The 14,175-nt window shown below is 73.1% G+C and carries 13 protein-coding genes; 10 read left to right on the forward strand and 3 right to left on the reverse strand.

Features of this window, described 5'->3' with window-relative positions; all coding sequences use genetic code 11:
* The first annotated feature begins 196 nt into the window (after positions 1–196).
* From B100_RS0119950 to B100_RS0119960, 3 genes are all read left to right on the forward strand, one after another.
* Entirely contained in the window at positions 197–1,027 is an 831-nt protein-coding gene (locus B100_RS0119950; RefSeq protein WP_024886190.1) for a glycerophosphodiester phosphodiesterase, read from the forward strand.
* Between the two features lie 234 nt (positions 1,028–1,261).
* Positions 1,262–1,906, forward strand: coding sequence for an ATP-binding protein (locus B100_RS34035; RefSeq protein ID WP_037723115.1), 645 nt, complete (start codon positions 1,262–1,264; stop codon positions 1,904–1,906).
* Positions 1,907–2,063: 157 nt separating this feature from the next.
* Complete coding sequence (locus B100_RS0119960; RefSeq protein WP_024886192.1) at positions 2,064–3,029, forward strand: DUF5926 family protein; 966 nt, start codon at positions 2,064–2,066, stop codon at positions 3,027–3,029.
* Positions 3,030–3,336: 307 nt separating this feature from the next.
* Here B100_RS0119960 and B100_RS36530 read toward each other — a convergent pair whose 3' ends face one another.
* Together B100_RS36530 and B100_RS0119970 are read right to left on the reverse strand one after the other, a co-directional pair.
* Positions 3,337–4,047 carry a hypothetical protein gene (locus B100_RS36530; protein ID WP_024886193.1) on the reverse strand — a complete coding sequence of 237 codons (711 nt, stop codon included), beginning with the start codon at positions 4,045–4,047 and terminating at the stop codon, positions 3,337–3,339.
* A gap of 58 nt (positions 4,048–4,105) precedes the next feature.
* Positions 4,106–4,771 carry a bifunctional DNA primase/polymerase gene (locus B100_RS0119970; protein WP_024886194.1) on the reverse strand — a complete coding sequence of 222 codons (666 nt, stop codon included), beginning with the start codon at positions 4,769–4,771 and terminating at the stop codon, positions 4,106–4,108.
* Between the two features lie 503 nt (positions 4,772–5,274).
* Between B100_RS0119970 and B100_RS0119975 the strand changes: the two genes are divergently transcribed.
* Together B100_RS0119975 and B100_RS0119980 are read left to right on the forward strand one after the other, a co-directional pair.
* A complete protein-coding gene (locus tag B100_RS0119975) occupies positions 5,275–6,786 on the forward strand; it encodes a PP2C family protein-serine/threonine phosphatase (RefSeq protein ID WP_078541032.1) in 1,512 nt (503 codons plus the stop codon).
* A 118-nt stretch (positions 6,787–6,904) separates the two neighbouring features.
* The gene (locus tag B100_RS0119980) at positions 6,905–8,368 is read left to right on the forward strand and encodes an aminopeptidase P family protein (protein ID WP_037723117.1); all 1,464 of its coding nucleotides are present in this window, start codon (positions 6,905–6,907) and stop codon (positions 8,366–8,368) included.
* A gap of 69 nt (positions 8,369–8,437) precedes the next feature.
* Here the strand turns inward: B100_RS0119980 and B100_RS0119985 are convergent, their stop codons facing one another.
* On the reverse strand, positions 8,438–8,902 hold the full coding sequence (locus B100_RS0119985; protein WP_024886197.1) for an ATP-binding protein: 465 nt from the start codon (positions 8,900–8,902) through the stop codon (positions 8,438–8,440).
* Between the two features lie 220 nt (positions 8,903–9,122).
* On the opposite strand from B100_RS0119985, the gene B100_RS0119990 reads away from it, so the two are divergent.
* From B100_RS0119990 to B100_RS0120010, 5 genes are all read left to right on the forward strand, one after another.
* Complete coding sequence (locus B100_RS0119990) at positions 9,123–9,914, forward strand: hypothetical protein (RefSeq protein WP_024886198.1); 792 nt, start codon at positions 9,123–9,125, stop codon at positions 9,912–9,914.
* Positions 9,915–10,096: 182 nt separating this feature from the next.
* A complete protein-coding gene (locus B100_RS0119995; RefSeq protein ID WP_024886199.1) occupies positions 10,097–10,855 on the forward strand; it encodes a YcnI family protein in 759 nt (252 codons plus the stop codon).
* Between the two features lie 89 nt (positions 10,856–10,944).
* Positions 10,945–11,601: an SCO family protein gene (locus B100_RS0120000; protein ID WP_024886200.1), complete on the forward strand. Its 657-nt coding sequence runs from the start codon at positions 10,945–10,947 to the stop codon at positions 11,599–11,601.
* Positions 11,598–12,059, forward strand: a complete 462-nt coding sequence (locus B100_RS0120005) for a copper chaperone PCu(A)C (protein WP_024886201.1) — start codon at positions 11,598–11,600, stop codon at positions 12,057–12,059. The genes B100_RS0120000 and B100_RS0120005 overlap by 4 nt, the downstream gene beginning before the upstream one ends.
* A gap of 13 nt (positions 12,060–12,072) precedes the next feature.
* Positions 12,073–14,175, forward strand: coding sequence for a copper resistance protein CopC (locus B100_RS0120010; RefSeq protein ID WP_024886202.1), 2,103 nt, complete (start codon positions 12,073–12,075; stop codon positions 14,173–14,175).

Consider the following 14,175-nt stretch of genomic DNA (forward strand, 5'->3'; position numbering starts at 1 on the left):
CGTCTCCTTTGTATGACGTCAGCTTTTCCCACACGCCGTCAGGGCACCGTAAGCCGTTCCTGTGGGTCCGGGGCCATTCTTTATATAGGGCATTACTCACGTAAGGCGCGCCACCTGATGGCTCCCGACCGGACGGCCGTGCCGTTCACGTCACACCGCCCGCACGTCGGCCGACGTGCGGTGGCACCATGACGCGGTGACCCACGCACGACAGCACCTGACCCGAGTCGTCGCGCACCGCGGAGCCTCCGAGGACGCCCCCGAGCACACCCTGGCCGCGTACCGCAAGGCGATCGAGGACGGCGCGGACGCACTGGAATGCGACGTACGCCTCACCGCCGACGGCCACCTTGTCTGCGTACACGACCGTCGGGTCAACCGTACGTCGAACGGGCGCGGTGCGGTCTCGGCGCTCGAGCTCTCCGATCTCGCCGCCCTCGACTTCGGCTCCTGGAAGAGCCGGGACGCGGCCGGTGGACCCCGCGTCGAGGAGCCCGACTGGGAGCATCGCCCGGAGGACCGCGAGGCGACCTCCGTCCTCACCCTGGAACGGCTGCTGGAGCTCGTCTCGGACGCCGGGCGCCGGGTGGAGCTGGCGATCGAGACCAAGCACCCCACGCGGTGGGCGGGGCAGGTGGAGGAACGGCTGCTGGTCCTGCTCAAGCGCTTCGGGCTGGACGCGCCGGCCGGCCGAGAGGAATCGCCGGTGCGCGTGATGAGCTTCTCCGCGCGGTCCCTGCACCGCGTGCGGGCCGCCGCCCCGACGCTTCCGACGGTCTACTTGATGCAGTTCGTCACACCGAGACTGCGCGACGGGCGGCTGCCCGTCGGGGTGGACATCGCCGGGCCCTCGATCCGCATCCTGCGCAGTCACCCCACGTACATCGAGCGACTGAAGCGATCCGGCCGTCAGGTGCACGTCTGGACGGTGAACGAACCACGGGACGTGGACCTCTGCGTCGACCTCGGCGTGGACGCCATCATCACCAACCGCCCGCGCGCGGTGCTCGACCGGCTGGGCCGCTGACCAGGCACGAGCCAGGCACGAGCCAGGCGCGGTGTCGGACGAGAGGCGCCGGCGCGGTTGCGGGGCGGTTGCCGGAGCCGCCCCGTCCGCCCCATACGTCTCAGAGCTACCGCACACCTCTTGACCCACGGGACCTGCCGCCCACATCCTCATATCTCGGCCACACCGACGAAATCCAGCCACACGACTACGGGGAGTGCTCCGGCGCGTTCGGTACGTGTTCGCTCGTTCCGAGTGCGTCACCGCGCACGGATCGGCCGGTTTCCGGTTCAGGTCGATGGGGCATCCACACCGTGGCGTGGGGCGAAGGAGGTCTCGGGGGTGGCGTTGGTGGTGGCACAGGAGGTGCCCACGTCGTCGAGCATGGCCGTGCCCCATGGCCCTGCGGGCGTGGGCAAGGCGAGGCGCCGGATGCGCGCACAGCTGCGCGACGGAGGCGTGCCGGAATCGGTCGTCGACGATGCCGTACTGATCCTGTCCGAACTGTTGAGCAACGCGTGCAAACACGGCCGGCCCCTGGGCGACGCCCTCGCCGGGGACGGCGACGTGCGGGCGGCCTGGCGGGTGGATCCGCGCGGCCGGCTCGTCGTGGAGGTCACGGACGGTGGCGGCCCGACCCGCCCCGCACCGGCCACCCCGTCGGTCACGGCGCACGGCGGGCGCGGGCTGAACATCATCACCGCGCTGTCCGACGACTGGGGCGTACGGGACGAGGTGCCCGGGGAGGTCACGGTGTGGGTCGTCGTCCACGACGACGTGCACGACCCGGACGCCCGGAGCTGTCACCGCCGTGAGGACTTCGCCGCGCGGGTGACCGCCCCGCCCGTCTCGCACATCGCGGGCCTGGACTTCGCGGACGTCTTCGACGACCTGGACTGAGGCAGGCACGGCCCGAGGGCGGCGAGCAGGACAGCGGATACCCGCTCGCCCCGGTTGTCCACAGGTCGGCACGTCGTCCACAGGTTCCCGTCGGCCGTGGCGCGAACGGCTAGGCTCGCGCCCGTACCAGACGAGCCGTAACCGGGAGACACCCACGATGGCCAAGAAGCGACCTCAGACGAAGGCCAAGCGCCCGCAGCTCACGGACGGGCAGATCCCGGTCGTCGGCGCCCGCGAGCCCTGCCCCTGCGGCAGCGGCCGCCGCTACAAGGCGTGCCACGGCCGCGCCGCCGCGCAGGCGGTGACGGAGCTGGTGCACCGCCCCTTCGAGGGCCTGCCGGGCGAGTGCGACTGGGTGGCGCTGCGCGAACTGGTGCCCGCCGCGACCGTCGAGCTGACCCTGAAGGACGGCCTGCCCGAGGGCGTCCCCTCGGTCACCCTGGCCACGGTGCTGCCGATGGCCTGGCCGGCGCTGCGCCGCGACGACGGCTCGGTCCTGCTCGGCCTGCAGAACGACACCTCCTCCGGCGACATCAGCCGCGACCTGGCCGACACGCTGCAGCGTGCGCTCACCGCCGACCCGGGCACCCCGGTGCAGGCGCGGCGCGCTCCCGCCGACGGCCCCCGGCTGCAGGACCTGCTCGCCCCCGAAGGACCTTTCGAGCCAGTGGTGCACGAAGGCTTCGAGTTCTGGGTGCCGGACCCGGAGAACGCCACGCCGGACGTCACCGCCTCCCTGGAGCGGGCCAACGCGGCGGCCATCCCGACCGTCAAGCTGACGGGCGTGGACTCGGCGTACTGGTGCGAGACGCCGGAGAAGAACCACCTGCGGTGGGTCATGCCGCACCCCGAGGAGCAGCTTCTGGACGCTCTCGCGCGGCTGCACGCGGCCGGGCAGTCGTCCCTCGGTGAGGGCACCCGCCTGGTCGGCTCCTTCCGCGCCCACGGGCTCACCGTGCCGGTGTGGGACCTGCCCAGCGAGATCCGTGCCGAGGACGTGGAGAAGCCGGCGGCCGAGTTCGCCGAGCGGCTCGCCACCGCGCTGGCCGCCGACGCGCCGCTCACCGCGGACGAGCGCCGGGCCCGTGGCGGTCTGACGAACCGCCAGGTCACGCTGAGCTGACGGGCCGCCGTACGCGGCGCTCCACCCGTGTCCCGGGCGGCCGAACCGCCCGGGACGCACCACCCGCCCCATGCGCAACTCCCGGCGGGNACAAGCCAGTCGGTGACCGGAAACGCCGAGTTCGAATTTGCGAACCGCCGATCTCTTGTTACCGTTCCAGTAGCCCGGTTGCTGGTGCATCCCCCGTCGCCAGCAACCGGGTCTTTGCGTGCCCGTCGCCGGTGCCACGGAAGAGCCCCAGGGTGTCCGTCGCCGCCCGTCGGACGGGCTCACCGGTCGCCTGCGTCACCGGTCCCGTCGCGTCCGATCACCTGCCGTCCGTCACCGGTGAGTTGCTCCCGGACCGCAGCAGCAGCCGCCCGTCCCCCGCACCGCCCGCGGACACGGCGTGCCGCGCGAACTCCGCGACCGCCGTGTACTCCGGCGGCGCGCCGGCGATGCGTACGCGCGGGGTCTCGCACAGGGACGGATCGTCCCCGGCGGACACCACGCACCGGCTCCGCACGCTGCGGCCGTCCGGGCCGAGGAGGGCCAGCGCGGCGTCCAGGGTCCTGCCGGTGAGGTTGCGGTGGTAGGCCCGCGCCCAGATGTCCTCCCCGCGCATCACCACACAGGTCTGCGCCTCCACCCCCTCGGACGAGGACAGCGCGGGACCGCAGCGCAGGGCGGTGGACAGGTGCCCGCCGGGCGGCACGGGGCCCGCCGTCGACGCGCGCGCCGTCGCGTCGGCGGGTGGTGCGGCAGCCGCGGCCCTCCCGGGCACCCCGGGCACGGAGGACGGGCCGGGGACGTCCGGGCCGACGGCGGCCCGGCGTGGGGCGTCCGGACCGGCGGAGGTCCGGTGCACCGAGGTCTCACGCAGGACGTCAGGACCGGCCGCCGCCTGACGCCTGGAGTCCTGACCCGCGGACGCCACCGCGAGCGGCAGCACGAGGGCCCAGACCGCCGCGACGCCCGCGAGGGCCGTCGGACGGGCCCTCAGGGGCGTCCGGACACGGCCCCCGGCATGACGCGACATGCCCCGGGAAGATAGCGGTCCGGAACGGGACACCGGGCGCGGCGCGCGACGGCAGCCCCTACATCTCGGGCGCGCTCACACCCGTACGGGTGAGGGCCTCCACCACGGCGTCCACCACGGCCTCGACATCGGGCACCCAGGGCGCCGCCGAGCCGGGCAGCGGCGCCCGCTCCCAGCGGATCTCCCCCTGCGCGGTGGTGGACGGCGGGAGGGCGAGATAGCCGCCCTCGCCGTGGAAGCGGAGCGAGCCGGGGACGAAGTCCTTGGCGTACAGCAGCTCGCCCAGCTGCTCCAGGGAGTAGGGCTTCACGAGGATCGCCCAGCGGGCCGGCGAGGCGACGACCGGGCCGAGCCGCATCCCCCGGCGCTCCAGCGCGGCGAGCGCGCGGGCGGCCGGCAGGGCGGGCAGGGACACGGCGCACGGGGCCTTGCCGCCGGTGGCGAGCACGACGGGCGCCGTCGGCCGGTTGGTCCACCACCAGCGCACCATGCGCGGGTCGGTGGTGGCGGCGAGGAGGCCGGGGTCGAACGGGTGGGCGCCCGGGACCGTGCACTCCGGGTCGGGGCAGGCGCAGCGGGACCCGTTCTGCGGGTCGGCCGCCACACCGGGGAGTACAGGCCACTGCCACCGCGCGGCGAAGGTCAGGGCCGCACCGATCAGATCGGGCCCTCCGTCACCGCGGCGGGACAGGAGCCTGCGTCGCCTTCCGAGGATCTCGCGCATGAGCGCTCGTTCCTTTCCGTTGCACGCCTGGCAACACCGTGGACCACATCACGTCATGTGTCGATTACTTCACTGTGCGTACCTGTTGGCGCATCACACCCCCGCGCCGGGCAGGGAGAATCCCTCTGGGCCGGGCATGGGCTGCCTCCGCGGCCGTTCCACCCATACAGCGTTTATCAGAAGTACGGGTACGGCGTGGGGTGGCGAAGTCTGGCGTTTGCCGTCGCGCGTGTTTCTCTCCGCCTCCGCCACGGGAGGATGGGGCACGGTCGTCGGTGGTTAAGACGCCCGGGTCCGTCGCCAGGTTCCCGAGCGGTTCCCAACCGCCCCTGGCCTTCTCCGAGTACGTACCCATCACGACCGCTGTGACGCTCCGTCGAGCAGGGCCAGTCGACCGCAGTGAGCCTCCCCCTGAGGCAGTTTCAAGCCAACCTCGAATTTCGGCAAGAGGTCCAACGGGAGTTCCCTCCCATCTCACGGACACCACTAATCCCAGCAGGACAATGCTGGACATCTCCTCACGAGTACGTGTACATGTGGAGACACTGCCGGCGACGCAGAATGACATGGGGGTTTGCGATGCTTTTGAGCAGTACGTACCGGTCGGAAAGCCGGACGCCATGAACGCCCCGCACCCTCCGAAAGTGGCCGGAATCGATTCAACGGTTCCCGCCCCCGCACACACTGTCGCGCCCGCCACGAGTACCTCTCCGCCTTCCGCGGCAAACCCCCAGAACGCCCCGGGTGCGCTGCTCCAGGACCGCCTCGCCGGCTGGGTCTCGGACCTCACCACGCTGCACGAACTCACCGAACGGCTGGTGCGCGCCGGCACGCTCGACGAAGCGCTGAAGGAGCTGCTGCGCGCGGGTGCCGCACTGGTCGGCGCCCGGCGCGGTCTCGTCTCCCTGGAGCCGGCCGACGGCCGGGGCCGGGCCGCCACCGTCGGACTCGGGCTCGGCCGCGCGGACCTCGGCCACATCGAGACGGTGCCGCGCAGCTCCCTGCCGTACGGCCGGATCCTCGACGGGCTGCCCGGCGGGGACGACGGCGTCGCCGAGCCGGACCTGTTCGCCGAGAAGGGCCTCGACCCCCGGCACCGCGAGGTCGCCGCCCGCCTCGGTTACGCCGCCAGCTACACCCTCCCCCTCGCCACCGGCTCCGCCGGACGCCTGGGCGCGGTCGTCTGGCTCTACGACGAACCCGCCGAGCCCGCGGAGCGGCAGCGCCACCTCGTCGGCCTGTACGTCCGTCAGGCCGCGGAGCACCTCGCCCGGCTCCTGGAACTGGAGCACACGCGCGCGTGCATGGCCACGATGACCGAGGAACTGCTGCCCTCCCGCCTGCCCCGGGTGGCCGGCGTGCAGCTGGCCGCGCGGCACCGCACCTGCCCGAGCGGGGGCGGCGACTGGTACGACGCGCTGCCGCTGCCGGACGCCGCGCTCGGCCTCGCCGTCGGCTCGGTCACCGGCTCCGGCCCGAGCGCGGTCGCCGCGATGGGACGGCTGCGGGCCTCACTGCGCGCGTACGCGGTGATGGAGGGCGAAGACCCGGTCGCTGTGCTGTCCGACCTGGAGCTGCTGCTGCGGCTGACCGAGCCGGCCCGTTCGGCCACCGCCCTGTTCGGCTACTGCGAACCGGCGCTGCGCCGGATCACCCTGGCCGGGGCGGGCCACAGTCCCCCGCTGCTGCTCGGCGAGCGTCGCACCGAGTTCGTGGAGACGTCCGTCTCGGCGCCCCTCGGCATGCTCGCCTGCTGGGAGGCGCCGAGCGTGGAGGTCCAGGCGGAGGCGGGCGAGACGGTGCTGCTGTACACCGACGGCCTGCTGCACCGCACCGGCGACCCGACCGACCGTGCCTTCGCCCGGCTGCACGCCGCCGCGGCGGGGGTGCCCCGGGCGCTGCGCCGCGACCCCGGCGCCGTCGCCGACCACGTGCTGCGGGCGGTGCTGCCGGAGGGCGCGGACACCGAGGACTCATCGGAGGACGTGGTGCTCCTGGCGGCGCGCTTCGACTAGCCGGCGCCGGCTGGCGCCCTTCACCGCGCGTGCGCCTTCGGTAACAGGCCCTTCCCCGGTTCGTCCGTTTCGGCCCGACCGTACGATGGGGGGGTGGTCCAGTGCCGTATCGAGGAGGATGACCGTGGCGGAGGAGCTGCCGGAGACCCCGGAGACTGCCGACGAGGAGCCCGTCAAGCAGCGGAAGAACGGCCTGTACCCGGGCGTGTCCGACGAGCTGGCCGCGAACATGCAGAGCGGCTGGGCCGACACCGAGCTGCATGACCTGGAGCCGGTCGCGCAGGCCGCCGAGACGGCCGCCCGCCGTGCGGCGCTGTCGGCCCGCTTCCCCGGCGAGCGCCTGGTGATCCCCGCGGGGAACCTCAAGACCCGGTCGAACGACACGGAGTACCCCTTCCGGGCGTCCGTCGAGTACGCGTACCTCACCGGCAACCAGACGGAGGACGGCGTCCTCGTCATGGAGCCGACGGCCGACGGCCACCAGGAGACGATCTACCTCCTGCCCCGCTCCAACCGTGAGAACGGCGAGTTCTGGCTGGACGGGCAGGGTGAGCTGTGGGTCGGCCGCCGCCACTCCCTGACCGAGGCCGAGAAGCTGTACGGCATCCCCGCCTCCGACGTCCGCGAGCTGGCCGGCGCGCTGCGCGAGGCCACCGGCCCGGTCCGCGTGGTGCGCGGTTTCGACGCCGGCATCGAGGCGGCGCTGACCGACAAGGTCACCGCCGAGCGCGACGAGGAGCTGCGGGTCTTCCTCTCCGAGATGCGGCTCGTCAAGGACGAGTTCGAGGTCGGCGAGCTGCAGAAGGCCGTCGACTCCACGGTGCGGGGCTTCGAGGACGTGGTGAAGGTCCTCGACAAGGCCGAGGCGACCAGCGAGCGCTACATCGAGGGAACGTTCTTCCTGCGCGCCCGTGTCGAGGGCAACGACGTCGGCTACGGCTCCATCTGCGCCGCAGGACCGCACGCCTGCACCCTGCACTGGGTGCGCAACGACGGCCCGGTCCGCTCGGGCGACCTCCTGCTGCTCGACGCCGGTGTGGAGACGCACACGTACTACACGGCCGACGTCACGCGCACCCTGCCGGTCGACGGCCGCTACACCGAGCTGCAGAAGAAGATCTACGACGCCGTGTACGACGCCCAGGAGGCCGGGATCGCCGCCGTGAAGCCGGGCGCCAAGTACCGCGACTTCCACGACGCCGCGCAGCGTGTGCTGGCCGAGCGGCTGGTCGAGTGGGGTCTGGTCGAGGGGCCGGTGGAGCGGGTGCTGGAGCTGGGTCTGCAGCGCCGCTGGACGCTGCACGGCACCGGTCACATGCTCGGCATGGACGTGCACGACTGCGCCGCCGCGCGGACCGAGAGCTACGTCGACGGCACGCTGGAGCCCGGCATGGTGCTCACGGTGGAGCCGGGCCTGTACTTCCAGGCCGACGACCTGACGGTGCCCGCGGAGTACCGGGGCATCGGCGTGCGCATCGAGGACGACATCCTCGTCACCGAGGACGGCAACCGGAACCTGTCCGCGGCACTGCCCCGCCGTTCGGACGAGGTCGAGGCGTGGATGGCGGGCCTGAAGGGCTGACGCCGACAGCGAGTAACGCGTAAGGGCCCCTAGAAACCGCCTGGTGAGGAGGGGCCCTTCGCCTGTTCGCTACACGGCCGTCAGCGGCGCGTCCTCACGCCATTTGAGAATCTTGTCGAAGCTCACCACGGCACCGCCCCGGCCCGGCTTGTTGCCGATGTGGACGTGGTCGGCCAGTTCTTGGATGAGACACAGGCCCCGGCCGTGCTCCGCCTCGGAGGGCGCGGGTCTGGCGGGCGGGCGGGCGCGGCCGGCCGCGACGGCCGGGAAGCCGGGTCCCGCGTCGGCGACCTCGATGCGGCACTTCTCGCCGTCCAGGTAGGCGGTCACCCGGAACGCCTCCGAGATGCCGTCCCGCGCGGTGTCGCCGCCGTGCTCCACGGCGTTCGCACAGGCCTCGCTGAGGGCGACGGACAAGTCGTAGGAGATCTCCGGGTCCACGCCCGCGGTCTCCATGGTGCCGAGCAGCAGGCGCCGGGCGAGCGGCACACTGGCGGCATCGCGCCGGAGATGGAGTGACCACCAGATGCTCATGCTCCAGCCTCCTGGCTGCGGCTCGACATACCGTTACGTATTGCCCTGCGTGCCCACTTGTAAGCGCAAAGTTGACGTGACACCGCCCATATGGCGGGTGTACGGGGGAGCCGATCGGTGTATGTGGGACGCCGCACCACACAGGTGATCTTACGGTCGTACCTCATCTTGCGGACCTGCCGTACGGCGCCGGGGGTGCTGGTGCGATGATGAGGCCGCCATGTCTGCCCCCCACCGGCGCACGATGCGCTCCGGACGAGGACTCCGGATCCTGCGGGCCGCGGTGTTCGCCGCGGTCTGCGTCGTGCTGGCCGGGGCGGGCCACTCGCTCGCCTCCTGCGACACCGTCCCGCTGTGGACACTGGGCGCGGGATTCCTCGCGGCCGTCGCGGTCGCCGCGCCGCTCGCCGGACGCACCCGTCCGCTGCCGGTGATCGCGGCGCTGCTGGCCTGCGGGCAGACCGCACTGCACACGCTCTTCGGCCTCGGCCAGCACGGCACGCCCTCCGGGGGCTCCGCCTCCGCCGACGCCGCCCTGATCGCCCAGGCCGCGCGCCTGCTGTGCGGGCCCGGCGCGATCAGCCCGGCCGAGGCCGAGCGGGTCCTCGCCGACGCCCGGATCGCACCGCACGGTCACGGCGCCCTCGCGGCGGACGCCGTGGCGGCGGGACCGGCCGGAGCGCTGCTGCCATCGCTGCCGATGCTGCTGGGGCACGTCCTCGCCGCCCTGGCCGCGGGATGGCTGCTGCGCCGGGGCGACCTGGCCCTGCTGCGCCTGGCCGAACTGTCCGTGCACGGCGTCGCCGAGGACGCCCTGGTGCGGTCCCTGCGCGCGGCGCTGGCCCTGGTGCGGAGCCTGCGCGCCGGGCTCCCCGGCGCGCCCGAGGCGGGTCCGGCCACTCCGCGCACCGCGCTGCTCGCACCGCTTCCGCCGCCGTGCGCCGCCCTGCATCACACGGTGATCCGGCGGGGCCCGCCGGCGGCCGCCTCCGCACTCGCTCTCGCCGCCTGACGCGGGGCGACCCACCGGCCGGGGTTTTCGGGCCGCGGTGAGGGACGTCCCGTGCGGCACGCGCGTGCGCCGGTCTCCCGTGTGCGCCCGGCCGTCGTCCCGCCGAAGGGACCGACCGGCCGTCCGCGTCCACGTGTCCCCCACCGTCAGTGAAACCTCAACGAAGCGGAGCACCCTCTGCCATGAAGGCTTCCCGTATCGCCGCCGCCGGCGCCGTCGCCGGTGCCGCCGTCCTCGCCGTGTCCACCCCCTGCTTCGCGCACGTCAGCGTGCAGCCCGAGGGTGAGGCCGCGAAGGGCGGCTACGCGGTCGTCGGCTTCAAGGTCCCCAACGAGCGGGACAACGCCTCGACCACCAAGGTCGAGGTCACCTTCCCCACGGACCACCCCCTGGCGTCCGTGATGCCGCAGCCCGTCGACGGCTGGGACATCAAGGTCACCAAGTCGCGCCTGGCCAAGCCGCTCGAGATGCACGGCAAGAAGATCGACGAGGCCGTCTCCAAGGTCACCTGGACCGCCAAGGGCGACGGCATCCGGCCGGGCTTCTTCCAGAAGTTCCCGGTGTCCGTGGGCACCCTGCCCGAGGACACCGACGAGCTCGTCTTCAAGGCCCTGCAGACGTACTCCAACAAGGAGGTCGTCCGCTGGATCGAGGTGCCGCAGGACGGTCAGGAGGAGCCCGACAACCCGGCTCCCGTGCTCGCCCTGTCCGCGCCCGCCGAGGACGGTCACGGTCACGGCGCCGCGGCCGACGACAAGGCGTCCGGCGACAAGGCGTCCGGCGACGCGGAGAAGGCCTCCGCGCAGACCTCCGCCGCGTCGGACGACGACGGCTCCGGCGGCACCGACACCACCGCCCGCGTCCTGGGCGTCGTCGGCATCGTGATCGGCGCCGCGGGCGTCGCCTACGGCGTCCTCGCCGGGCGCCGGCGCACCGCCTGAGCTTCCCCTCTCCACGGCGCGCACCGGGGCCGGCCACGGACCCGCGGCCTCCCGGTGCGCGCCGCAGCACCCACCTTTCAGGACCATTCATGCGCAAGAAGACCTTCGCGGCGGCGGCCCTGCTCGCCGTCGCCTCCCTGACCCTCACCGCCTGCGGCGGCGGCGAGGGGGACAGCGGCGACCCGGTCGCCGTGGTCTCCGAGGAGACCGGCGCCCGCCAGGCGGCCACCGTCCTCGACAAGCCCTTCGAGAAGCCGGACCTCGTCCTCACGGACACCGAGGGCAAGCAGTTCGACCTCCGTAAGGAGACCGCGGGCCGGCCCACGCTGATCTACTTCGGCTACACGCACTGCCCCGACGTCTGCCCGCTGACGATGAACAACATCGCGGTGGCCAAGAAGCAGCTGCCGAAGGACCAGCAGGACCAGCTGCGGGTCGTGTTCGTCACCACCGACCCCGAGCGCGACACCCCGGCCGAACTCGGCACGTGGCTCAAGGGCATCGACACCCAGGTCGTCGGCCTGACCGGTGACTTCCCCACCATCCAGGCCGGTGCCCGCACCCTCGGCATCTCCATCGACCCGCCGCGCAAGGACGACAACGGCAAGACCGTCTCCGACCACGGCACGCAGGTCATCGCCTTCTCCCCGAAGACGGACGGCGGTTACGTCCTCTACGGCGAGGACGCCACCGTCGAGGACTACACCGAGGACCTCCCCAAGATCATCAAGGGGGAGAACCCGTGAGGCACCGCACGGCCGCCGGGCCGGCCGTGGCCGGGGCGCTGGCACTGGCGCTGGCGCTGACCGGGTGCGGCGGTTCGGACGACGGCACGGCGCGGCTGTCGGTCGCGTCCGCGTACATGCCGCAGCCGGTCTCCGACCTGGCCGCGGGCTTCCTCACCATCACCAACGAGGGCGACGCCGCGGACCGGCTGACCTCGGTCAGCAGTGACGTCGCCGGCCAGGTCACCGTGCACGAGACCGCCGACGGGGCCATGCGGGAGGTCGAGTCCCTCGACATCCCGGCCCACGGCAGCCTCGTGCTGGAGAGCGGTGGCAACCACCTGATGTTCGAGCAGCTGAAGCGCAAGCCGACGCAAGGTCAGAAGGTGGCCGTGGAGCTGCGCTTCGCCCACTCCGACCCCGTCACGGTCGAGCTCCCGGTGAAGCCGGCCACCTACCGCCCGACGACCGGACACTGAGGGAGACACCCCTGTGACCCAGACCATCGCCCCCCGCGTGCGGACCCTGGTGCTGCTGCTCCTGGCCGTCACCGGCGCCCTTCTCGCCGGGGCCGCTCCCGCCTCCGCGCACGCCGCGCTGACCGGCAGCGACCCCGCGCAGGGGGCGGTGGTCGACACCGCGCCGGCCCAGGTCTCGCTCACCTTCTCGGAACCGATCGCGGTGAGCGACGACTCCGTGCGGGTGCTCGATCCCAAGGGCGAGCGGGTGGACAAGGGCGACCCGGCCAACCCCAGCGGCGCCACGTTCAGCGTGCGGCTGCTGAGCGGGCTGCCCGACGGCACGTACACGGTGGCCTACCAGGTGGTGTCCGCCGACAGCCACCCCGTGGCCGGCGCCTTCACCTTCTCCGTCGGGGCCCCCTCGGAGACGACCGTCTCGGTCTCCGCGCAGGGTTCCGACGACGGCCTCGTGGGCTGGCTGTACGGCTTCGGCCGGTACGTCTCCTACGCGGGCTTCGTCGTCATGGTGGGCGGAGCCGCCTTCGTGCTCGCCTGCTGGGGGCCCGGCGCCCGGGTGCGCCCGGTCCAGCGTCTGGTGGTCTCCGGGTGGCTCGCGCTCACCGCGGCCACCCTGGGACTGCTGCTGACGCGCGGTTCCTACACGACTTCCGGCAAGGTCGGCGACATCTTCGACCTGGGCCTGCTCGGCGACGTGCTCCAGACCAAGTCGGGCGCGGCGCTGGTGTCCCGATTGCTGCTGCTCGCCGCCGCGGCGCTGTTCATCGCGGTGCTGTTCGGGGCGTACGCGCGGACGTCGTCCGCCGGCGGCCCGGACGACGGCCCCGCGTCGGCGACGGCCTCCGACGACGACTCCGGTCCCGCCGCGGCCTCCGACGACGACTCCGGTCCCGCCGCGGCCTCCGACGACGACTCCGGTCCCGCCGCGGCCTCCGACGGAGACTCCGCCTCGGCCGCCGGGGAAGGGCGCCGTGACAACGAGGGCTCGGTCGGGCAGGACCTGACCTTCGGGCTGGCCATCGGGGGGACGGTCGTGGCGGCCGGGCTGGCCGCGAGCTGGGCCATGTCCGAGCACGCCTCCCAGGGGCTCCAGCCGGGCGTGGCCATGCCGGTCGACGTGGTGCACCTGCTGGCCGTCGCCGTCTGGCTGGGCGGGCTCACCGCCCTGCTCGTCGCGCTCTACCGGGCACCGGCCGCGTCACCGGTCGGCCGCGACGCCGTCCGGCGGTTCTCCCGCCTCGCCTTCGGCAGCGTGGTGACGCTGGCCGTCACCGGCGTCTACCAGAGCTGGCGGCAGCTCGGCTCCTGGTCCGCGTTCACCGACACCCGGTACGGACAGCTGCTGCTCGCCAAGATCGCACTCGTGGCGGTGATGGTCGCGGTCGCCTTCGTCTCACGCCGCTGGACGCAACGGCTGGCCGGCGCACGGATACCCGTGGAGACCGAGCAGGAGAAGCAGCCGGCCGGCGCCGTACCGGCGGAGTCGTCCGACGCGGAGAAGACCGGCTCCGGCAAGGGGGAGGACGCCGTACGGGCCGCGCAGCTCGCCCGGCAGCGGGCCGCGACGGAGGCGGCACGGCAGAAGCGGCTGCGGGACGCCGACCCGAACCGCTTCGGGCTGCGCCGTTCCGTGCTCGCCGAGGCGGGCGTCGCCGTCGTGCTGCTCGCCGTCACCACCGTGCTGACGCAGACCGAGCCGGGCCGCACGGAGCAGGAGGCTCGAACGGCCGCGGACACCTCGGCCTCCGCCTCCACGGGCACCGGCCAGGGCAGCGGCGCGGTCAGCCTGACCATGCCCTTCGACACCGGCGGCGCCAACGGCAAGGGCGTCGTCTCGGTCGACCTGGATCCCGCCCGGGTCGGCGACAACGACATGCACGTCTACGTCGAGGGGCCGGGCGGCCGGGCCGTCGACGTGCCCGAGGTGAAGATCGCCCTCACGCTCACCGCCCAGGACATCGGCCCGCTGCCCGTCGCCCCCGACCACATCACCACCGGACACTGGTCGGCGAGCGGAGTGCAGATCCCCATGGCGGGCGACTGGAAGGTCGAGGTCACCGTGCGGACCTCCGACATCGACCAGGTGACCGTCTCCAAGAACGCTCAGATCGGCTGA

This window comes from Streptomyces sp. CNH189 (genome assembly GCF_000527195.1).